The organism is Pseudomonas sp. LY-1, from assembly GCF_053502595.1.
Map to the genome: position 1 here is coordinate 1,686,166 of NZ_CP094353.1, position 19,133 is coordinate 1,705,298.

The 19,133-nt window shown below is 60.8% G+C and carries 16 protein-coding genes; 6 read left to right on the plus strand and 10 right to left on the minus strand.

Annotated elements, in window-relative coordinates; all coding sequences use genetic code 11:
- Positions 1 to 198 precede the first annotated feature (198 nt).
- On the minus strand, positions 199 to 2,790 hold the full coding sequence (locus MOQ67_RS07655; protein ID WP_017844729.1) for a glycosyltransferase: 2,592 nt from the start codon (positions 2,788 to 2,790) through the stop codon (positions 199 to 201).
- 218 nt (positions 2,791 to 3,008) lie between these two features.
- On the opposite strand from MOQ67_RS07655, the gene tcdA reads away from it, so the two are divergent.
- Positions 3,009 to 3,818, plus strand: a complete 810-nt coding sequence (tcdA, locus tag MOQ67_RS07660) for a tRNA cyclic N6-threonylcarbamoyladenosine(37) synthase TcdA (protein ID WP_026139765.1) — start codon at positions 3,009 to 3,011, stop codon at positions 3,816 to 3,818.
- Between the two features lie 122 nt (positions 3,819 to 3,940).
- Here tcdA and MOQ67_RS07665 read toward each other — a convergent pair whose 3' ends face one another.
- The 4 genes from MOQ67_RS07665 to MOQ67_RS07680 all read right to left on the minus strand — a co-directional run bounded on the left by MOQ67_RS07665 (position 3,941) and on the right by MOQ67_RS07680 (position 7,044).
- The gene (locus MOQ67_RS07665; protein ID WP_017844731.1) at positions 3,941 to 4,348 is read right to left on the minus strand and encodes a SufE family protein; all 408 of its coding nucleotides are present in this window, start codon (positions 4,346 to 4,348) and stop codon (positions 3,941 to 3,943) included.
- A complete protein-coding gene (locus tag MOQ67_RS07670) occupies positions 4,345 to 5,550 on the minus strand; it encodes an aminotransferase class V-fold PLP-dependent enzyme (protein WP_079442985.1) in 1,206 nt (401 codons plus the stop codon). Before MOQ67_RS07670 ends, MOQ67_RS07665 begins: the two co-directional genes overlap by 4 nt.
- 64 nt (positions 5,551 to 5,614) lie before the next feature.
- Positions 5,615 to 6,649, minus strand: a complete 1,035-nt coding sequence (dapD, locus tag MOQ67_RS07675) for a 2,3,4,5-tetrahydropyridine-2,6-dicarboxylate N-succinyltransferase (protein WP_017844733.1) — start codon at positions 6,647 to 6,649, stop codon at positions 5,615 to 5,617.
- Between the two features lie 32 nt (positions 6,650 to 6,681).
- Positions 6,682 to 7,044 (minus strand): ArsC family reductase, encoded by a 363-nt coding sequence (locus MOQ67_RS07680; protein WP_026139766.1) that lies wholly within the window; start codon positions 7,042 to 7,044, stop codon positions 6,682 to 6,684.
- Between the two features lie 212 nt (positions 7,045 to 7,256).
- On the opposite strand from MOQ67_RS07680, the gene MOQ67_RS07685 reads away from it, so the two are divergent.
- Positions 7,257 to 8,900 carry a Na+/H+ antiporter gene (locus tag MOQ67_RS07685; protein ID WP_104903811.1) on the plus strand — a complete coding sequence of 548 codons (1,644 nt, stop codon included), beginning with the start codon at positions 7,257 to 7,259 and terminating at the stop codon, positions 8,898 to 8,900.
- A gap of 44 nt (positions 8,901 to 8,944) precedes the next feature.
- Here the strand turns inward: MOQ67_RS07685 and MOQ67_RS07690 are convergent, their stop codons facing one another.
- From MOQ67_RS07690 to map, 5 genes are all read right to left on the minus strand, one after another.
- Positions 8,945 to 9,727: a M12 family metallopeptidase gene (locus MOQ67_RS07690; RefSeq protein ID WP_198717215.1), complete on the minus strand. Its 783-nt coding sequence runs from the start codon at positions 9,725 to 9,727 to the stop codon at positions 8,945 to 8,947.
- Between the two features lie 113 nt (positions 9,728 to 9,840).
- The gene (locus MOQ67_RS07695) at positions 9,841 to 10,554 is read right to left on the minus strand and encodes a M12 family metallopeptidase (RefSeq protein ID WP_448675903.1); all 714 of its coding nucleotides are present in this window, start codon (positions 10,552 to 10,554) and stop codon (positions 9,841 to 9,843) included.
- An 89-nt stretch (positions 10,555 to 10,643) separates the two neighbouring features.
- The gene (gene dapC, locus MOQ67_RS07700; protein WP_046490180.1) at positions 10,644 to 11,843 is read right to left on the minus strand and encodes a succinyldiaminopimelate transaminase; all 1,200 of its coding nucleotides are present in this window, start codon (positions 11,841 to 11,843) and stop codon (positions 10,644 to 10,646) included.
- 39 nt (positions 11,844 to 11,882) lie between these two features.
- Positions 11,883 to 14,585, minus strand: coding sequence for a [protein-PII] uridylyltransferase (locus MOQ67_RS07705; protein WP_198717329.1), 2,703 nt, complete (start codon positions 14,583 to 14,585; stop codon positions 11,883 to 11,885).
- 64 nt (positions 14,586 to 14,649) lie between these two features.
- Positions 14,650 to 15,432, minus strand: coding sequence for a type I methionyl aminopeptidase (map, locus tag MOQ67_RS07710; RefSeq protein ID WP_017844739.1), 783 nt, complete (start codon positions 15,430 to 15,432; stop codon positions 14,650 to 14,652).
- A gap of 389 nt (positions 15,433 to 15,821) precedes the next feature.
- Here map and rpsB point away from each other — a divergent pair, with 389 nt between their 5' ends.
- The 4 genes from rpsB (at position 15,822) to frr (ending at position 19,121) form a co-directional block, all read left to right on the plus strand.
- Positions 15,822 to 16,559 carry a 30S ribosomal protein S2 gene (gene rpsB / locus MOQ67_RS07715; protein ID WP_017844740.1) on the plus strand — a complete coding sequence of 246 codons (738 nt, stop codon included), beginning with the start codon at positions 15,822 to 15,824 and terminating at the stop codon, positions 16,557 to 16,559.
- A gap of 191 nt (positions 16,560 to 16,750) precedes the next feature.
- On the plus strand, positions 16,751 to 17,614 hold the full coding sequence (gene tsf, locus MOQ67_RS07720) for a translation elongation factor Ts (RefSeq protein WP_017844741.1): 864 nt from the start codon (positions 16,751 to 16,753) through the stop codon (positions 17,612 to 17,614).
- Between the two features lie 209 nt (positions 17,615 to 17,823).
- Positions 17,824 to 18,567, plus strand: a complete 744-nt coding sequence (gene pyrH / locus MOQ67_RS07725; protein WP_003172271.1) for a UMP kinase — start codon at positions 17,824 to 17,826, stop codon at positions 18,565 to 18,567.
- Positions 18,564 to 19,121 carry a ribosome recycling factor gene (frr, locus tag MOQ67_RS07730; RefSeq protein WP_046384466.1) on the plus strand — a complete coding sequence of 186 codons (558 nt, stop codon included), beginning with the start codon at positions 18,564 to 18,566 and terminating at the stop codon, positions 19,119 to 19,121. The genes pyrH and frr overlap by 4 nt, the downstream gene beginning before the upstream one ends.
- Positions 19,122 to 19,133: the final 12 nt, after the last annotated feature.

Here is a 19,133-nt window from a genome sequence, read left to right on the forward strand (position 1 = left end):
GTTCTAATTGACTGTAGGAGCGAGCGTGCTCGCGAAAAACGCAAGAGCACCGCGTTCATTCAAGATGTTCGCGTGATCGTTGACGATTTTCGCGAGCAAGCTCGCTCCTACAGTGATATGTGCAAGGCTTACAAAACGGCCGTTATCTTATAGCAAAACGGCGGCCAGAGGCCGCCGTTTAGTGCATTGCACACGTTTTTACAGCGCGGTGGCCGGCTCTGCCTTCGGCGCCGGTTTCGGCAGCGACGACAGGAACGCCATGATCAACGCCGCCACATACGGCAGCGACTGCACCAGCAGCATCACCACCCAGAAGCGCATGTCGGCGCTCGGCAGGCCCTGCACCAGGTAGATCCCCAGCGCCGCGCCCCACAACAGCAGCATGATGAACATCTCTTCGCGGGCTTCGGAAATCGCTACCCAGAAGCCGTGGTTATCCGCGTTTTTCGGTGTACGAAAGAACGGAATGCTGGTGGTGAAGAAGCCATACAGCACCGCTTTGGCGATGGTGTGGGACAACGCCAGGCCGGCCAGCGCCGCACAGAACGCATCCTTGAGGTTAACCCCCACGGCACGACGGTACAGGAAGATGATCTTGCCCACCTTGAACACGAACAACGCCAACGGCGGGATCGCGAAAATCAGCAACGGCGGGTCGACCCGGGTCGGCACGATGATCATCGCCGCCGACCACAACAGCGCGCCGACGGTGAAGAAGATGTTCATGCCATCCGCGACCCACGGCAACCAGCCCGCGAGGAAGTGGTAGCGCTGGCCACGGGTCAGCTCGGTGTCCTTGCCGCGCAGCAGGCTGGCGGTGTGACGCTTGATGATCTGGATCGCGCCATAGGCCCAGCGGAAACGCTGTTTCTTGAAGTCGATGAAGGTGTCGGGCATCAGGCCCTTGCCGTAGCTTTCGTGGTAATACGCGGCCGACAGGCCTTTCTCGAACACGCGCAGGCCGAGTTCGGCGTCTTCGCAGATGCACCAGTCGGCCCAGCCCAGCTCTTCGAGCACCGAGCGACGGGTCATGGTCATGGTGCCGTGCTGGATGATCGCGTCGCGGTCGTTGCGGGTGACCATGCCGATATGGAAGAAGCCTTTGTATTCGGCGTAGCAGAGCTTCTTGAAGGTGCTTTCGTTCTGGTCGCGATAATCCTGCGGCGACTGCACCACGGCGATTTTCGGGTCGGCGAAGTGCGGCACCATGTGCTTGAGCCAGTTCGGCGACACGCAGTAGTCCGAGTCGATCACCGCGATCACTTCGGCATCCTTGGCGGTGTGCGGGATCAGGTAGTTCAACGCGCCGCCCTTGAAACCGGCCAGGGGCGCGACGTGGAAGAACTTGAAGCGCGGGCCCAGGGTTGCGCAGTAGTCGCGCACCGGTTCCCACACCGCCGGGTCCTTGGTGTTGTTGTCGATGATCAGGACTTCGTAGTCCGGGTAGTCGAGGGCGGCCAGGGCATCGAGGGTCTGTTTGACCATCTCTGGCGGCTCGTTGTAGCACGGCACATGGATCGACACTTTCGGGCGGTAGTCCGAGTCCCCCACGACCGGCAGGAATTCACGCCGACGCTTGTGGGTCCAGACCGCTTCCGCCAGTTCATGGGCTTCGGCCAGCAGCACGATAAACACGCCCAGGGCGCCGAGCGCCAGGAGGAAGCCGACCGTCAGGCTGAACCAGGTGCTGTATTGCTGGCTGTAGTCGTAGCCGATCCACACCAGCACCGAACCGCACAGGAACGCGATAAAGGTCAGGAAGGTCCGGCCGCGTTGGCGCAGGGCCGAGCCGTCGATCATCAGCAGGGTCAACGACAGCAGTGCAAGCACCACCGAACCGATGGCCAGCACGCGCCATTGCGGGATCGCGACCACCGGTCCTTCGAAGTTGAATTTCTGCTGACGCGCGGCGTTGTACACGCCCCAGTAGGCGCCGACCGAGCCTTCGTCGCTGGCTTTCCACGGTTGGTCGAAGGCCTCGATCACGAAGTAGTTGAAGCCCTGGCGGTTCAGCTTGTTCACCAGCGTGCGTAGGTAAATTGCCTGGTCGGCGGGAGACGCATCAGCACCGCCACGCATGCGGCCGTTGCTCGGCCAGCCGACTTCCGACAGCAGCAGCGGCTTTTTCGGGAAGGTCTTCTTCAGATCCCGTGCGCGGTCGAGTACGAATTGGCCCGCCTGGTCCACCGGAATATGTTCCCAGTACGGCAGGATGTGCGCTGCGATCAAGTCGACATGCTTGGCCAGTTGTGGGTTGTGCTCCCAGATGTGCCATTGCTCGGAGGTGGTCACCGGCACCTTGACGGCCGCGCGCACGCGATCCAGCAACACGATCAGTGCTTCGGGGGTGATCTCTTTACGGAACAACGCTTCGTTGCCGACCACCACGCGCACGACGCTGCGCGAGCTGTTGGCGATCTCGATGGCGCGCTGGATCTCGCGTTCGTTGCGTTCCAGGTCCGGGCTGATCCAGATCCCCAGGGTGACGCGCAGGCCGAACTCTTCCGCCAGCTTGGGGATGTCTCCCAGAGTGCCGTCGACCGAGTAGGTCCGGATGTTGTCCGTCAACTTGCTCATGATCTCCAGATCGCGGCGCATCTGGTCGTCGGTCGGGTACTGGTCTTTCTGTGGGTACTGGCCTTGTTGAAACGGCGAGTAGGAAAAACCGGAGATTTGTTCAGGCCAGTTGGGGGCAGTGACCGGGCGGTTGATCAGCGCCCAGAAGCCGGTGAACAGCGCGGCAATTGCCAGCACCACCACCAGGTTGAGTCCAAATTTACGCGATGACATGGCTATTTCGGGTTCCAAAAGGTGTGGAACGAAAAGAGGTGTCGGCCTACGCCGAACGGCGCGCATCCTACACCGGCCCTTCCCTGAGCGTACAGCAGACTGAGAAAAGCCGGACGTTAGTCCGCGAATCTCCAGCTAAGTTCTTTACGTGTATCGCGAAGTTTCGAACTTGTCCTGGCAAAGCCCTATAATGCGCGCCGGTTTTTGGGGTAATGGTCATGAGTACAGAAGATCCGCGGTTTGCAGGCGTCGCCCGCTTGTATGGCATTGAAGGCCTGGAGCGCTTGAAAGCGGCCCATGTGGCGATCGTCGGCGTCGGCGGCGTAGGCTCATGGGCGGCGGAAGCCATCGCCCGTTGTGGGGTGGGCGAGATCTCGTTGTTTGATTTGGATGATGTCTGCGTCAGCAACAGCAACCGTCAGTTGCATGCCCTCGACAGCACCGTGGGCAAGCCCAAGGTCGAGGTGATGGCTGAGCGCCTGCGCGGTATCAACCCGGACTGCACGGTGCATGCCGTGGCGGATTTCGTGACCCGCGAGACCATGGCCGAGTACATCACCCCCAACATCGACTGCGTGATCGACTGCATCGACGCCGTCAACGCCAAGGCGGCACTGATCGCCTGGTGCAAGCGCCGCAAGATCCAGATCATCACCACCGGCGGCGCTGGCGGGCAGATCGACCCGACGTTGATCCAGGTCTGCGACCTGAACCGCACCTTCAACGACCCGCTCGCCTCGAAAGTGCGCTCCACCCTGCGCCGTGACTATGGCTTCTCGCGCACGGTGACCCGCCATTACAGCGTGCCGTGTGTGTTTTCCACCGAGCAACTGCGCTATCCGAAGCCGGACGGCAGCATCTGCTTGCAGAAGAGTTTTGTTGGCGACGGGGTAAAGCTGGACTGCGCCGGCGGGTTTGGCGCGGTGATGATGGTCACTGCAACCTTCGGCATGGTGGCGGCGACCAAGGCGGTGGACAAGATCGTGGCCGGGGTGCGCCGGCCTTCCGATCGGGTCAAACCTTCTTAAACCTCAAGGCCTTGCACCATTCAAATGTGGGAGGGGGCTTGCTCCCGATAGCAGAGTGCCAGTCACTGAATACATTGACTGAACCACCGCTATCGGGGGCAAACCCCCTCCCACATTGGGTTTTATGTACGGCTTAGTTCGCGCATGCGCTGCAGCACGGCGTTCAGGCCATTGCTGCGCGACGGCGACAACTGGCGGGACAGCCCCAGTTGATTGAACCAGTCCGGCAAGTCGACCGCCTGCAACTCGGCGGCCGACAGCCCGTTGACTCGCGCCAGCAGCAACGCCACCAGCCCGCGGATCATGCGCGCTTCGCTGCTGGCGGCGAACTGCCAGTGGCCGTCGGATAAGCGCCCGACCAGCCATACCAGGCTCTCGCAGCCCTGCACCAGATTGGCCTCGACCTTGTCTTCGTCCGCCAGCGGCGGCAGCCGTTCGCCCCATTGCATCAGCAGGCGCGCGCGTTGCTCCCAACTGCCCACTGCCTGAAACGACTCAAGCGCGCCGACAGCCTCGGCCGGCAGGCTCATCGCAGCATATCCAGGGCCTGGTCCAGCGCTTCGAAGAATCGCTCCAGATCATCGGAATTGTTGTACAGCGCCAGGGACACGCGAATCGCTCCCGACAAGTGCATCGCCTTGAGCAGCGGCATTGCGCAATGATGGCCGGCGCGCACGGCAATGCCCTGTTCGGTCAGCAAGTGCGCAAGATCGGCGTTATGCACGCCTTCCACCACAAAACTGACCAACGCCACCTGCGGCGCGCCCAGTACGCGCACGCCATTGCGCGCTTTCAGCCCGCGCAACAGGTACTCGTGCAGGGCGGCTTCGTGGGCGATGAGCGCCGGTTGATCCAGTGAATTGAGGTAATCCAGGCTGGCGCCCAGGCCGATCACGCTGGCAATCGGTGGGGTGCCGGCCTCGAACCCCAGCGGCGCGGGGCGGAAGCTGGCGCTGTGGTAATCGGCCTGTTGCACCATTTCGCCGCCGAATTGCCAGTGGCGCAGCTGTTGCAGGGCTTGGGTGCGGCCGTACAGCACGCCGACGCCGTCCGGGCCGTAGAGTTTGTGGCTGGAAAATACGTAGAAGTCGCAGCCCAGCGCTTGTACGTCGTGGCGGCCGTGGACGATGCCCTGGGCGCCATCGACCACGGTCAGCGCGCCCTCGGCCTTGGCCATGGCCAGCAAGGGTTCCAGTGGCTGCCAGGTGCCCAGCACGTTGGACAGTTGGCTCACCGCCAGCAGGCGCGTGCGCGGGCCGATCAGCGTGGCGGCGGCCTGAAGGTCGATCATACCGTCGTCACCAACCGGCAGGATCACCAGTTCCAGCGCGCGACGTTTGGCCAGTTGCTGCCAGGGCAGCAGGTTGGCGTGGTGTTCTAGGGCGCTGATGACTAGTTCATCGCCCGCATTGAATAAGTGCTCGAGGCCGTAGGCCAAGAGGTTCAGCGCCGACGTCGCGCCATGAGTGAAGACGATGTGCCCGCTGTCTCCTGCATTCAACCACTGCGCGACCTTGTTGCGACTGTCCTCGAAAGCCTGGGTCGCGTGGGCGCCCGGCAAATGCTGGGCACGGTGAACGTTGGCGGCGCCATTGGCGTAGTAATGGCTGATCGCGTCCAACAGGGCTTGAGGTTTTTGCGCGGTGGCGGCGCTGTCCAGATAGGTCTGGTCTTGCCGTTGCAGGGCGGCGATGGCCGGAAAGTCGACGCGCCAGGGGGAGGGCACAAGCATGGTGTTCAAGACTCGTATAAACGGGCCCCAGGATCGGGGCCCGCGAGTGGCATCGAGTCGCTGCTTAGTTGTGAGCGTGCAGCGCTTCGTTCAGTTCGATGGCCGACTTGTGGGTTTTGCACTCCACGGCACCGGTCTCGGAGTTACGGCGGAACAGCAGGTCCGGCTGGCCGGCCAGCTCGCGCGCCTTGACCACTTTAACCAGCTGGTTGCGCTCGTCGAGCAGGGCAACCTTGGTCCCGGCGGTGACATACAGGCCCGATTCCACGGTGTTGCGGTCGCCCAGCGGGATACCGATACCGGCGTTGGCGCCGATCAGGCAGCCTTCGCCGACTTTGATCACGATGTTGCCGCCACCCGACAAGGTGCCCATGGTGGAGCAACCGCCGCCCAGGTCCGAACCCTTGCCGACAAATACGCCGGCCGAGACACGGCCTTCGATCATGCCCGGGCCTTCGGTGCCGGCGTTGAAGTTGACGAAACCTTCGTGCATCACGGTGGTGCCTTCGCCCACGTAGGCGCCCAGGCGGATACGCGCGGCGTCAGCGATACGCACGCCGCTGGGTACGACGTAATCGGTCATTTTCGGGAACTTGTCCACCGAGAACACTTCCAGCAGCTCGCCACGCAGGCGCGCTTCGAGTTGGCGTTCGGCCAGCTCATTGATGTCGATCGCGCCCTGGCTGGTCCAGGCCACGTTCGGCAGTTGCGCGAATACACCGGCCAGGCTCAGACCGTGGGGCTTGACCAGGCGGTGGGACAGCAGGTGCAGCTTGAGGTAGGCCTCAGGCGTGGAAGTCAGTGCGGCGTCTTCGGCCAGCAGGGTGGCGACCAGCGGGGTATGGCTTTCAGCCAGGCGGGTCAGCAGGGCTGCCTGGGTCGCGTCGACGCCTTTGAGCGCGTCAGCCAGTTGCAGGGCTTGGGCGACGGAGAAGGTGATCGCCTGGTTGCCTTCGCTGTAACCGAGGATCGGCGCGATGGCGGCGACGACTTCCGCCGACGGGTTGAGCACGGGTTGTGCGTAAAACACTTCCAGCCAAGCACCTTGGCGGTTCTGAGTGCCGACGCCGAAGCCCAGGCTGAACAGGGAATTGGACATGCTGTTACCTCTACAAAAATGGGATGGCCGGCCTACTTGAGGGCTGCCGAATAAGTATCTGGCTTGAAGCCAATCAGGGTTCTGTCTCCGAGATCAAGCACCGGGCGCTTGATCATCGAGGGTTGTGCGAGCATCAATTCAATGGCTTTCGACTGATCGAGATCGGCTTTGCGTTCGTCTTCGAGTTTGCGAAAGGTGGTGCCCGCACGGTTCAAAACCACCTGCCAACCGTGCTCGTTGCACCATTGGGTCAAGTGTTCGCGGTCGATACCGACGGTTTTGTAGTCATGGAACTCGTAGCTCACGCCGTGCTCGTCGAGCCAGGTGCGGGCTTTTTTCATGGTGTCGCAGGCTTTGATGCCGAAAAGGTGCAAGGTTTTACTTGATACGGTCAAGGAATTGCCCCCCTTTGGACCAATGAAGATGAAAGGTCTGGGATTATGCCACGACCAGCGGGTTTGGGTGCCGCTCGTCTCTAGCGTGGATTGCCCCGTGCGACTATTGTGCGAAAGCCATCGCACAGCATAGGCAGCTAATATGGCACTTCAATGGTGAGTTGTTGCCTGATGTGTGTCGTTGCAAGTCGATTGTCCGGGAAAACCGCGTTATGCAAACCGCCTACACCGTTCTTATCTTGCTGATGCTGGTCAGCGTTTCGCGTCTGGTCTGGCGAGTCATCCCACTGCCGTTACCGCTGGTGCAGATTGTCGCCGGGGCCTTGCTGGCCTGGCCCACGTTGGGGCTGCATGTCGCGCTGGACCCGGAGTTGTTTCTGTTTCTGTTTCTGCCGCCGCTGTTGTTCTCCGATGGCTGGCGCATGCCCAAGCGCGAACTGTGGCGCCTGCGCGGGCCGATTCTGACGTTGGCAGTGGGGCTGGTGCTGTTCACCGTGGTCGGCGCTGGCTACTTCATTCATTGGTTGTTGCCTTCGATTCCATTGCCGGTGGCCTTTGCCCTGGCGGCGGTGTTGTCGCCGACGGACGCCGTGGCGGTGTCGGCCATTTCCCAGAACCGTTTACCCACGCCGTTGATGCATATGCTCCAGGGCGAAGCCTTGATGAACGATGCCTCGGGTCTGGTGACCTTCAAGTTCGCCCTGGTGGCAGCCTTGACCGGGGTGTTTTCCCTGGCGGATGCCAGCCTGACCTTTGTACTGGTGGCCATCGGCGGTCTGGCGGTCGGGATCGCGTTGAGCTGGCTGGTGGGACGCTTGCGTGTCTGGATGATTGCGCGAGGCTGGGACGACCCGGCCACCCACGTTGTGTTCATGTTGCTGCTGCCGTTCGCCGCCTATGTTCTGGCCGAACGCTTGGGCGCATCGGGGATTCTTTCGGCCGTGGCGGCGGGCATGATGCAAAGCTGGCTGGACCTGCTGCCCCGCCAGACCAGCACGCGCTTGCTCAATCGCAGTGTGTGGTCGCTGCTGGAGTTTGCCTTCAATGGCTTGATCTTCCTGCTGTTGGGGCTGCAACTGCCGGACATCATCAAGGCGGTGGTGAGTCATGAAACCACGCTGTGGCCGACCCTGCTGTATCGCTGCCTAGACGTGGTCGCGATCTTCCTGGTGTTGTTGGTATTACGCTTCATCTGGGTGCAAAGCATCTGGCGTCTGTCGGGCGTGCTCCGGCGCTTGCGTGGGAAAAGCGAGCTTACCCTGGTGCCGACGGCGCGTTCCTGCTGGCTGTTGACCGTGGGCGGTGTGCGCGGGGCGGTGACGTTGGCCGGTGTGATGTCGGTGCCCTTGCTGCTGGCGCCGGGCAAGGCGTTCCCGGAACGCGATCTGCTGATCTTTATCGCGGCCGGGGTGATCCTGCTGTCGCTCGTCGCTGCCTGTATTGCGTTGCCGCTGCTGCTGCGCGGCATTGAAAAAAGCCCCGATGAAAAACACCACAATGAAGTGCGCGAGGCGTGGAAAAAGACTGCCGTGGCGGCGATCCATGCGCTTGAGGTCGAAGAACCCAGCGAGAGCCCTCCCGCGGACGCCGCCCAGGCCGCACTGGCTACCGAGCTGAAGGCGCGACTGATGTCGGAATACCGGCATCAGTTGGACGTCTTCAACGACTCCGCCGAAGCCCAGGCGCTGGCGTCGCAGATGGACCAACTGGAGCGAAAGCTACGGCTCAAGGCGCTGCGGGCGCAGCGCTTGGAGTTGTATAGCCTGAGCCGTCATCACCGGATTGGGGATGACGTGTTGAGGGAGGTGTTGGACGATCTGGACATGAGTGAGGCGAACCTGGGGTCGCCGAAGTAGGCAATTGGGGGCCGCCGTGCCGCCGGCGCTGAGTGTGCGGTGCCTTAAACGGTGCAGTCTGAGTCGGCATCACGAAAGCGTGGATGACGGATCACGGCGGGCATGGGCGCCGCTTGAGGGTAGGCTTTTTTGGCCCAGGCAATGTCTCCGTCACTCAGTGACCTGTTCTCGCTGTGCGCCCGCTTTCCATCGGTCTGGTCCGGGCTGACAGCGTAGTGCATGACCGAGTCAGGGTCATAAGGCAGCAAGTCATAAGCGCTGCTGCGAGTCAGCGGCAGGACGTTGTCCGCCACCTCCTGCGGGTTGGGGGTGTTGCGGTAGGTCTGGTGGATGGTTTCACGGTTCCACGGAATGTTGGCATCGGGGTGCTGGTGGGCGTGATGGGCACCGAGCATATGCCCGAATTCATGCAGGACGGTGTCTTCGAAGCGGGGCGCGTTGTGATCCATGGGCAGGCTCATGGTCGGCAGCCCGAACGGAATGTTGCGCGCATCGGTGCCTATGGATGAAGCGCCGCCGTTATCGCCCGGCGGATTCTGCGCAATACGGATATCGCCTCTCGCGCCCGAGACAAAATCAAACTTCAGGTTGATATGGGGCAGCCAACGGCTGGCGGCTTTTTTCACGGCCTGCACGTATTCGTCGTCCACCCCATACTCATACATGGCGATCGTGAGCGTAGTGTTCTGGGGCCAGTATTTGCCCGGCTCGCCGACATTGCGTCGACGTCTCGAAAGGCTATGCGTTGGAGTAGCGCTATCGGTGCTTTCGCCAGGCGACCAGTGCGTGCCAGGCTGATACGAGGCTTCGGGGGCGGGGTTTATCATTGAGCGTTTCCTGCGGCAGGTCGAGACGAGACACTGGTTGATTCGTGCCAATTGCAGGAAAGTTCCCGGCGGTGTTGAGTGAATACGTGAGCCGATGTTTACCCCTGGGCCCGCTACGTCGGGTTGACCGTGGGGTACAGCATTCTGATCGTTTGCTTGTCGCCCGCAGAAAGGGTTGTGTTTTTAGGAATGGCCTGGCCGTTGCGCCTCAATGCTGCCGGAATTTCATAATGCATCACGGACTGTGGATCGTATGGGGTGATCTGCAGGCCGGGCCGGTTGTCTGGCTCAAGGATATGCTCGCGTACCATGGCTTCGTTGAAAGAGTCGCTGGTGTAGTAGTCATACACTTGGGGGCTGTCCCAATCCAGGCTGTTCTGCGGGTGTTGGTGCTCGTGCAGTAACCCGAGGGCGTGGCCGAATTCGTGCAGGGCCGTACTGCGCAACTTCTTCGAGTCGTCGGTCCGGTTGAGGTGCATCGTGGGTTGATCTTCATCGATGCGCTTGGCCTCTATGCCAATGGCAGACCAATTGCCCTTGAGCCCTTCATCGTCAGAAATACGAATATCGCCCGTCTTGCCTTCGACGATATTGAAGCGCAGGGCCGGCGTGTGGTGGGCCCATTCGCGGATAGCGTCCACCACCAGCGCTTTGCTTTTTTCGCTGCTCAGGTCGAGCGCAACGGTGACCACGCCGGCCGGCCAGCGCTTGTCGCTGTCGGCGATGCCTCTTTTGGTTCGCCCGGCGGATTCGGGAGGGGAGGTGTGGTTATTCGGGAGCGGCTCATAAGCGGGGGGAGGGGCGAGCGGCGGGGTGATTAGGCTCATAGGCATTACTCGTAGGAAGTTTGCCTATTGGTGGTGAGCGAGTGAACAAGGTTCCCGCACTGTGCGACACAGTGCGGGATGTGGCGAGGTTACTTCCTGCGTTGAATGAAATCGCGAATGCGCTCAGCCGCTTCCACGCACTCCGCCAGTGGTGCAACCAATGCCATGCGAACGCGCCCGGCGCCTGGGTTGACGCCGTCCACCTCCCGCGACAGGTATGAGCCGGGTACTACGGTCACGTGTTCTTGCACAAACAGATCGCGACAGAAGGCGGCGTCGTCACCCTCTACATTCGGCCACAGGTAGAAACCACCATCGGGTGCTTGTACGTCCAGCACCGGCTTGAGGATCGCCAGTACGGCGTCGAATTTTTCCCGATACAGGTCGCGGTTGGCCTGGACGTGGGCTTCGTCCTGCCAGGCGGCGATGCTTGCCAGTTGGGTTTGCACGGGCATCGCGCAGCCGTGGTAGGTGCGGTACAGCAGGAAGGCCTTGAGGATGTCGGCGTCGCCGGCCACGAAGCCGGAACGCAGGCCCGGCAGGTTGGAGCGCTTGGACAGGCTGTGGAACACCACGCAGCGTTTGAAGTCCTGGCGGCCGAGTTCGACGCAGGCGCTCAACAGGCCCGGCGGCGGGCTTTGTTCGTCGAAGTACAGCTCGCTGTAGCACTCGTCGGCGGCAATCACGAAGTCGTATTCGTCGGCCAGGGCGATGAGCTTTTTCAGGGTGTCGACCGGGATCAGCGCGCCGGTCGGGTTGCCGGGGGAGCACAGGAACAGGATCTGGCAGCGCTTCCAGACGTCTGGCGACACGGCGTCGAAATCCGGGTTGAAGCCATTGGCGTCCAGGCACGGCAGGTAGTGCGGCTTGGCGCCGGCCAGGAACGCCGCGCCTTCATAGATCTGGTAGAACGGGTTCGGGCTTACCACCAGCGCGTCGTCACTGCGATTGACCACGGCTTGGGTGAAGGCGAACAGTGCCTCGCGGGTGCCGTTGACCGGCAGGATGTTACGCGCCGGGTCCAGCCAGCCCTTGGGTACATTGAAGCGGCGTTCGCACCAGGCTGCGATGGCCTCGCGCAGCGCCGCAATGCCCAGGGTGGTCGGGTACACCGCCATCTGGTCGAGGTTATTGCTCAACGCCTCAGCGACGAAGGTCGGCGATTTATGCTTGGGCTCGCCGATGGACAACGCGATCGGACGTTTGTCCGGGTTCGGCGTGACGCTGCCGAGCAGGGCGCGCAGTTTTTCGAACGGGTAGGGCTGCAACTGGTTCAGGGCGTTGTTCATCGGTGGATCTCGTGCAAGGCGTTAAAAACTGGGCGGGTATCAAATCGTCAGGCGCGTCAGCTCGACCCCGGGCTCCTGGTGAACGCTCAACTGCTGGACGATTGCATCCTGCAGGCGGCGGCACAGTTCGGGGTCGGACAGCGGCTGGTTGTCGGCGTCGGTAATGAAGAACACGTCTTCCACGCGCTCGCCGAGGGTCGCAATCTTGGCGTTCTGCAACGACAGGTCGAACTCCAGGAAAATCCCGCCGATCCGCGCCAGCAGGCCCGGGCGATCCGGCGCGCTGAGTTCCAGCACCGTCACCGGGCGCTGGGCGTCGTTGGAAATGGTCACCTGGGGCGCAAACGCAAAATGCTTGAGCTGGCGTGGCACGCGACGCTGGATGATGGTCGGGTAGTCGTCCGGGTTGCGCAACGCTTCGGTCAGGCCTTCGCGGATCTTTTTCACCCGCGCCGGGTTATCGCCGATGGACTCGCCCTCGGTGTCGAGCACGATGTAGGTGTCGAGGGTGAACTGGCTGCTGGAGGTGATGACCCGGGCGTCGTGGATGTTCAGGTTGAGCTGGTCCATGGCCGCCACGGTCACGGCGAAGAAGTCGTGCTGGTCGGGGGCGTAGATGAAGATCTGCGTGCCGCCTTCGAACTCGCGTTGGGTCGTCTCTTTGATCAGCACCAGCGGGCCGCCATCGGCCGGTTGCTGCAGGATTGCATCGCTGTGCCAGGCCACGTCGCCGGCGGTGTGGCGCAGGAAGTAATCGTCGCCCAGTTGCGACCACAATTGTTCGACGTCGTCCGGGTCGTTGCCGCCGCGCACCAGGATATCCAGGGCCGCGCTTTGGGTGCGGCGGATCTGTTCTTCGCGGTCCACCGGGTTTTCCAGGCCCCGGCGCAGGGCGCGCTTGGTCTCGGTGTACAGCTGGCGCAACAGGCTCGCGCGCCAGGAGTTCCAAAGTGTCGGGTTGGTGGCATTGATATCGGAAACCGTCAGCACATACAGGTAGTCGAGACGGGTTTCATCGCCGACGATCCCGGCGAAGTCGTGGATCACCTGCGGGTCGGACAAGTCCTTGCGCTGGGCGGTCGTCGACATCACCAGATGGTTCTGCACCAGCCAGACAATCAGGCGGCTGTCCCACAACGGCAACTGGTGACGCTGGCAGAACGCCTCGGCGTCGACTGCACCGACTTCCGAGTGATCGCCGTGGCGGCCTTTGCCGATGTCGTGGTACAGGCCGGCCAGGTAGATCAGTTCGGGTTTGGGCAGCTTGGCCATCAGCTTACTGGCCAGCGGGAATTTCTCTGACACCTGGGTGTACTGCAGCTTACGCAGGTGCTTGATCAGGTTCAGGGTGTGGGCGTCGACGGTGTAGATGTGGAACAGGTCGTGCTGCATCTGCCCGACGATAAAACCGAACTCCGGCAGGTAGCGCCCGAGGATGCCGTAGCGGTTCATCCGCCGCAGGTTGCGGTGGATGCCGATCTTGCACTTGAACAGCTCGATGAACAGGCTGGTGTTGCGGATGTCGTTGCGAAAGTCATCGTCGATCAGGTGACGGTTTTCTCGCAGCAGGCGAATGGTGTCGGCGCGCACGCCTTTGATTTCCGGCTGCTGGGCCATCAGCACGAAAATTTCCAGCATGGCAAACGGCGTGCGGCGGAACACGTTGTCGTTGCGCGCCTCGATATAGCCGTCGTGCAGCTGGAAACGCGGGTTGATCGGCTGCGGCGGCGCTTCGTCTTCCGGGGCCAGGATCACTTCTTCGAAGTGCTGGATGATCAGGTCGCTGAGCTGGGCGATGCTCATGACCACCCGGTAGTACTGCTGCATGAAACTTTCGATGCTGGTCTTCGCGTCTTCGCCCTCGAAACCCAGCAGGGTGGCGATGGAGCGTTGATGGTCGAACAGCAGGCGGTCTTCGGCGCGCCCGGCGAGCATGTGCAGGGCGTAGCGCACTTTCCAGAGGAATTCCTGGGACGAGGCGAGCAGGGCGTTTTCGCTTTCCACCAGAAAGCCTTCACCGGCCAGGGCGCGCAGGTTCAGGGTGCCGTACTGGCGACGGGCGACCCACAAGATCGTCTGGATATCGCGCAAGCCCCCGGGGGAGCCTTTGACGTTGGGTTCCAGGTTGTATTCGGTGTCGTTGTACTTGTGGTGCCGGGCTTTCTGCTCGGCGCGCTTGGCCAGGAAGAACTCCTTGCTCGGCCACATGTGCGCGGTGCTGGTGACTTCGAGCATGCGTTGGCGCAGACGCTCGGGGCCGGCGATGGTGCGGCTTTCCATCAGATTGGTGATGACGGTGAGGTCGGCGCGGGCTTCTTCGCCGCATTCGGCCACCGAGCGCACGCTCTGGCCGACTTCCAGGCCGATGTCCCACAGCAGCGTCAGAAAACGCTCGATGGAATCGCGAAAGATCTCATGGTCGGCGCTGTCCAGCAGGATCAGCAGGTCGATGTCCGAGTAGGGGTGCAGCTCGCCGCGACCGTAGCCGCCGACCGCCACCAGGGTGATATCGGCGTCTTCGCTCCAGTTGAACTGTTCCCAGGCCTTTTGCAGGATGTTATCGACGAACCAGGCGCGGTCCTCGATCAGCCGACGGATGTCCCGGCCGCTGCGAAAGCGCTCGTCGAGCACCTCGCGGGCCTGGCGGATAGCCTTCTTGAAGGCGGCGATAGGGCTGGCCTTCAGCGCCAGTTCGGCCTGGAACTGGCCACGGTCGAAGAGTTCGGGATCCACCTGGGGCATCGTTCGGCTTTCCTTTCTATCTATCAGTCAGTCACAACACAGTCTGGGAAAACCAGGGCAGCCGTTACGCCGAGATGCGTGGGATGGTGTCGTCCGCGCGCAGGGTGAAGATCTCGTAGCCGGTGTCGGTGACCAGCAGGGTGTGTTCCCACTGGGCGGAGAGCTTGCGGTCCTTGGTGATGGCGGTCCAGCCATCGCCCAGCACCTTGGTGTCGGCCTTGCCCTGGTTGATCATCGGCTCGATGGTAAAGGTCATGCCGGCTTTGAGTTCCATGCCGGTGCCGGCGCGGCCGTAGTGCAGGATCTGCGGCTCTTCGTGGAACACCTTGCCGATGCCGTGGCCGCAGAACTCACGGACCACCGAGAAGCCGTTCTTTTCAGCATGCTTCTGGATCACTTCACCGATATCGCCCAGGCGGCAGCCGGGTTTGACGATTTCAATGGCCTTGTACATGCATTCCTGGGTCACCTGGGACAGGCGCTCGGCCCAGACCGGCACGGTGCCGACATGGAACATGCGGCTGGTATCGCCGTGGTAGCCGTCTTTGATGACTGTGACGTCGATGTTCAGGGTGTCGCCGTCTTTCAGCGGTTTGTCGCCGGGAATCCCGTGGCAGACCACGTGGTTGATCGAGGTGCAGATCGACTTGGGGAAGCCCTTGTAGTTCAGCGGGGCAGGGATAGCTTTTTGCACGTCGACTATATAGTCGTGGCAAATGCGGTCCAGCGTTTCGGTGGTGACGCCGGGCTTGACGTGTTCGGCAATCATTTCCAGCACGTCGGCCGCCAGTTTGCCGGCAACGCGCATGCCGGCAATGTCTTCGGCGGTTTTCAAGGTAACGGTCATACAGGCTCTCTCTCTAGCGCGAGGCGCTGAAATCAATACGGTTTACGGGTGTGCGACAAAAGGTTGCAGAATTCGCACAAGCCCTGAAAAACGCGATTCTACCAGACGCGGGCGGCAAACCATGAGCGTCTGGCCATCGGTTATCTCTATAAGGTGGGGCTATAGTGGCGCGATTCAAAGGGTTGCGCAAAAGTCGTTGGCGGCAAATGTGATTGCGGGTTTCGTTTTTTCCCTTCGTGTGGTATAAAATGCGCCGCTTTCCGGGGATACCCCGCGAAGCTTAAATCCACACACGTGTCGACACGATGACCTGGGTGCCGGAGGCCTTGATGCCGCTGGTTGGTCATTGGGATACGTGGAGGCCAAACCCGACTTATTAAGGAACTATCATGTCCCAAGTCAACATGCGCGATATGCTGAAGGCCGGTGTGCACTTCGGTCACCAGACCCGTTACTGGAACCCGAAAATGGGTAAATACATTTTCGGCGCGCGTAACAAGATCCACATCATCAACCTTGAAAAAACCCTGCCAATGTTCAACGAAGCTCTGACTTTCGTAGAGCGTCTGGCCCAGGGCAAAAACAAGATTCTGTTCGTCGGCACCAAGCGTTCCGCTGGCAAGATCGTTGCTGAAGAAGCAGCACGTTGCGGTTCGCCGTACGTCGATCACCGCTGGTTGGGCGGCATGCTCACCAACTTCAAAACCATCCGTGCTTCCATCAAGCGTCTGCGTGACCTTGAAGTGCAAGCCGAAGACGGTACTTTCGCCAAGCTGACCAAGAAAGAGGCGCTGATGCGTACTCGCGACCTGGAAAAGCTCGATCGTTCCCTGGGTGGTATCAAGGACATGGGCGGTCTGCCTGACGCACTGTTCGTTATCGACGTTGATCACGAGCGCATTGCGATCACCGAAGCCAACAAGCTGGGCATCCCTGTTATCGGCGTAGTCGATACCAACAGCAGCCCAGAAGGCGTTGACTACATCATCCCAGGCAACGATGACGCCATCCGCGCTATCCAGCTGTACATGGGTTCGATGGCTGACGCTGTCATCCGCGGTCGCAACCACGTTGCTGGTGGTACCGAGCAGTTCGCTGAAGAAGCTCCGGTAGCCGCAGCTGAGTAATTGACGCCCTGGCGTTGACTCAGTAAGCAAAAAGGGGGCTTGGCCCCCTTTTTGCCCCCTCGAAAACCATTTGTCGGCAGCGCAGCTACAACATCTGTAACGTGCAGCGGCCTACAAGGGTGATTCGGGAAGAATTGATCGCCCGTTTGATCGGGTGGAATGGTTGAAAACCTATCCAAGAGGATTTTGAAATGGCAGAGATTACTGCAGCGTTGGTTAAAGAACTGCGTGAGCGTACCGGCGAAGGCATGATGGATTGCAAAAAGGCCTTGACCAAGGCTGGCGGCGACATCGAAAAAGCCATTGATGACATGCGTGCTTCGGGCGCCATCAAGGCTGCCAAGAAAGCAGGCAACGTTGCTGCTGAAGGCGCCATCGCGCTGAAGGAAGACGGTAAATCCGCAGTTCTGCTGGAAGTGAACTCGCAGACCGACTTCCTGGCTCTGCAGGACGACTTCAAGGCATTTGTTGCTGCCAGCATTGAGAAAGCGTTCGCTGACAAGCTGACTGACGCCGCTCCGCTGATCGCCGCTCAAGAAGCTGATCGCCTGGTACTGGTCGGCAAGGTTGGCGAAAACGTCAACATCCGTCGCCTGGCTCGCGTTGAAGGTGATGTTGTCGGTGGTTACCTGCACGGCAACAAGATCGGCGTTGTGGTTGCCCTTAAAGGCGGCAGCGTTGAGCTGGCCAAAGACATCGCTATGCACGTAGCGGCCAGCAACCCTGAATTCCTGCTGCCATCGGAAGTGTCCGCTGAAGCTATCGAACGCGAAAAAGCCGTGTTCCTGAGCCTCAACGCTGACAAGATCGCGGGCAAGCCAGAAAACATCGTTGAAAACATGATCAAAGGCCGTATCAGCAAGTTCCTGGCTGAAGCGAGCCTGGTTGAGCAGGCGTTCGTCAAGAACCCTGAAGTCAAGGTTGGCGAACTGGCCAAGAAAGCCGGTGCTGAAATCGTTTCCTTCACTTACTACAAAGTGGGCGAAGGCATCGAGAAGCCGGTCGACAACTTCGCTGAAGAAGTTGCTGCCCAGCTGGCTGCCGCCAAGCAATAAGACGGTTTTCAACTGTCGCCCGAAAGAGGCTGCCCGCTCACGCGCGCAGCCTCTTTTCAAATGGGAAGGCTAATTTATTTGGCTTCCCTTCGGAACTGGCTTACAAAGCCGTGTTCCGATGGCGCTGTGATAGCGTCCAGCTAGAGTGAACGCAAGCCGTAAACGGCTCGCCAAGAATTTTTTAAAATACGCCGCAGGAGAGATTCGCAATGGCTCAGCAGGGCAGTGGTTATCAGGCTCGCTATAAACGCATTCTACTCAAGCTCAGCGGCGAGGCCCTGATGGGCTCGGAAGAGTTCGGGATCGATCCCAAGGTACTCGACCGCATGGCGCTGGAAGTTGGCCAATTGGTCGGCATCGGCGTGCAGGTCGGCCTGGTGATTGGCGGTGGCAACCTGTTCCGCGGTGCCGCACTGAGTGCGGCGGGCATGGACCGGGTCACCGGTGACCACATGGGCATGCTGGCCACTGTGATGAACGCCCTGGCCATGCGCGATGCCCTGGAGCGCGCCAACATCTCGGCGATCGTGATGTCGGCTATTTCCATGGTAGGCGTGACCGATCACTATGACCGTCGCAAAGCCATGCGCCACCTGAACGCCAAGGAAGTGGTCATCTTCGCCGCCGGTACCGGCAACCCGTTCTTCACCACCGACTCGGCCGCATGCCTGCGTGCGATTGAAATCGATGCTGACGTCGTGTTGAAAGCGACCAAAGTCGACGGCGTATACACTGCAGATCCATTCAAAGACCCGCATGCCGAGAAGTTCGATCATCTGACCTACGATGAAGTGCTGGATCGCAAGCTGGGCGTGATGGACCTGACGGCAATTTGCCTGTGCCGCGACCACAAGATGCCGCTGCGCGTATTTAACATGAACAAGCCCGGCGCCCTGCTGAACATCGTACACGGCGGCGCGGAAGGCACTCTGATTGAGGAAGGCCAACAATGATCAACGAAATCAAGAAAGACGCCCAAGCGCGTATGCACAAATCCCTGGAGTCTCTGGCCCATGCATTCGGCCAGATTCGTACAGGCAAGGCGCACCCCAGCATTCTGGGTAGCGTGATGGTGCCGTACTACGGTGCGGACACCTCCATCACCCAAGTGGCCAATATCACCGTAAAAGACTCGCGCACCCTGCAAGTCGTTGCCTTCGAGCGCAACATGCTCGCGGCGGTCGACAAGGCGATCCAGAGCGCCGGCCTGAACCTCAACCCGACCAACCTGGGCGAGTTGCTGCTGATTTCCATGCCAGCCCTGACTGAAGAAACCCGCAAGGGCTTCACCAAGCAGGCGCGCAGCGCAGCAGAAGATGCACGTGTTGCCGTGCGCAACATCCGTCGCGATGCCCTGGGCGAGCTGAAGAAGCTGGTCAAGGACAAGGAAATCAGCGAAGACGAAGAGCGCCGTGCGGCGGCTGACATCCAGAAGCTGACCGACAAGGCCGAAGCTGATATCGATGCGGCCACCAAGCAAAAAGAAGCGGACTTGATGGCCGTATAAGGGTCAGGGCGC

Excerpts from the sequence above, each read along its gene's own strand:
- rpsB (WP_017844740.1), top strand. The coding sequence starts at position 15,822 with ATGTCCCAAGTCAACATGCGCGATATGCTGAAGGCCGGTGTGCACTTC.
- pyrH (WP_003172271.1), top strand. The coding sequence starts at position 17,824 with ATGGCTCAGCAGGGCAGTGGTTATCAGGCTCGCTATAAACGCATTCTA.
- MOQ67_RS07695 (WP_448675903.1), bottom strand. The coding sequence starts at position 10,554 with ATGAGCCTAATCACCCCGCCGCTCGCCCCTCCCCCCGCTTATGAGCCG.
- MOQ67_RS07670 (WP_079442985.1), bottom strand. The coding sequence starts at position 5,550 with ATGCTTGTGCCCTCCCCCTGGCGCGTCGACTTTCCGGCCATCGCCGCC.
- MOQ67_RS07690 (WP_198717215.1), bottom strand. The coding sequence starts at position 9,727 with ATGATAAACCCCGCCCCCGAAGCCTCGTATCAGCCTGGCACGCACTGG.
- MOQ67_RS07665 (WP_017844731.1), bottom strand. The coding sequence starts at position 4,348 with ATGAGCCTGCCGGCCGAGGCTGTCGGCGCGCTTGAGTCGTTTCAGGCA.
- tcdA (WP_026139765.1), top strand. The coding sequence starts at position 3,009 with ATGAGTACAGAAGATCCGCGGTTTGCAGGCGTCGCCCGCTTGTATGGC.
- MOQ67_RS07685 (WP_104903811.1), top strand. The coding sequence starts at position 7,257 with ATGCAAACCGCCTACACCGTTCTTATCTTGCTGATGCTGGTCAGCGTT.
- dapC (WP_046490180.1), bottom strand. The coding sequence starts at position 11,843 with ATGAACAACGCCCTGAACCAGTTGCAGCCCTACCCGTTCGAAAAACTG.
- map (WP_017844739.1), bottom strand. The coding sequence starts at position 15,432 with ATGACCGTTACCTTGAAAACCGCCGAAGACATTGCCGGCATGCGCGTT.
- frr (WP_046384466.1), top strand. The coding sequence starts at position 18,564 with ATGATCAACGAAATCAAGAAAGACGCCCAAGCGCGTATGCACAAATCC.
- MOQ67_RS07655 (WP_017844729.1), bottom strand. The coding sequence starts at position 2,790 with ATGTCATCGCGTAAATTTGGACTCAACCTGGTGGTGGTGCTGGCAATT.
- dapD (WP_017844733.1), bottom strand. The coding sequence starts at position 6,649 with ATGTCCAATTCCCTGTTCAGCCTGGGCTTCGGCGTCGGCACTCAGAAC.
- MOQ67_RS07705 (WP_198717329.1), bottom strand. The coding sequence starts at position 14,585 with ATGCCCCAGGTGGATCCCGAACTCTTCGACCGTGGCCAGTTCCAGGCC.
- tsf (WP_017844741.1), top strand. The coding sequence starts at position 16,751 with ATGGCAGAGATTACTGCAGCGTTGGTTAAAGAACTGCGTGAGCGTACC.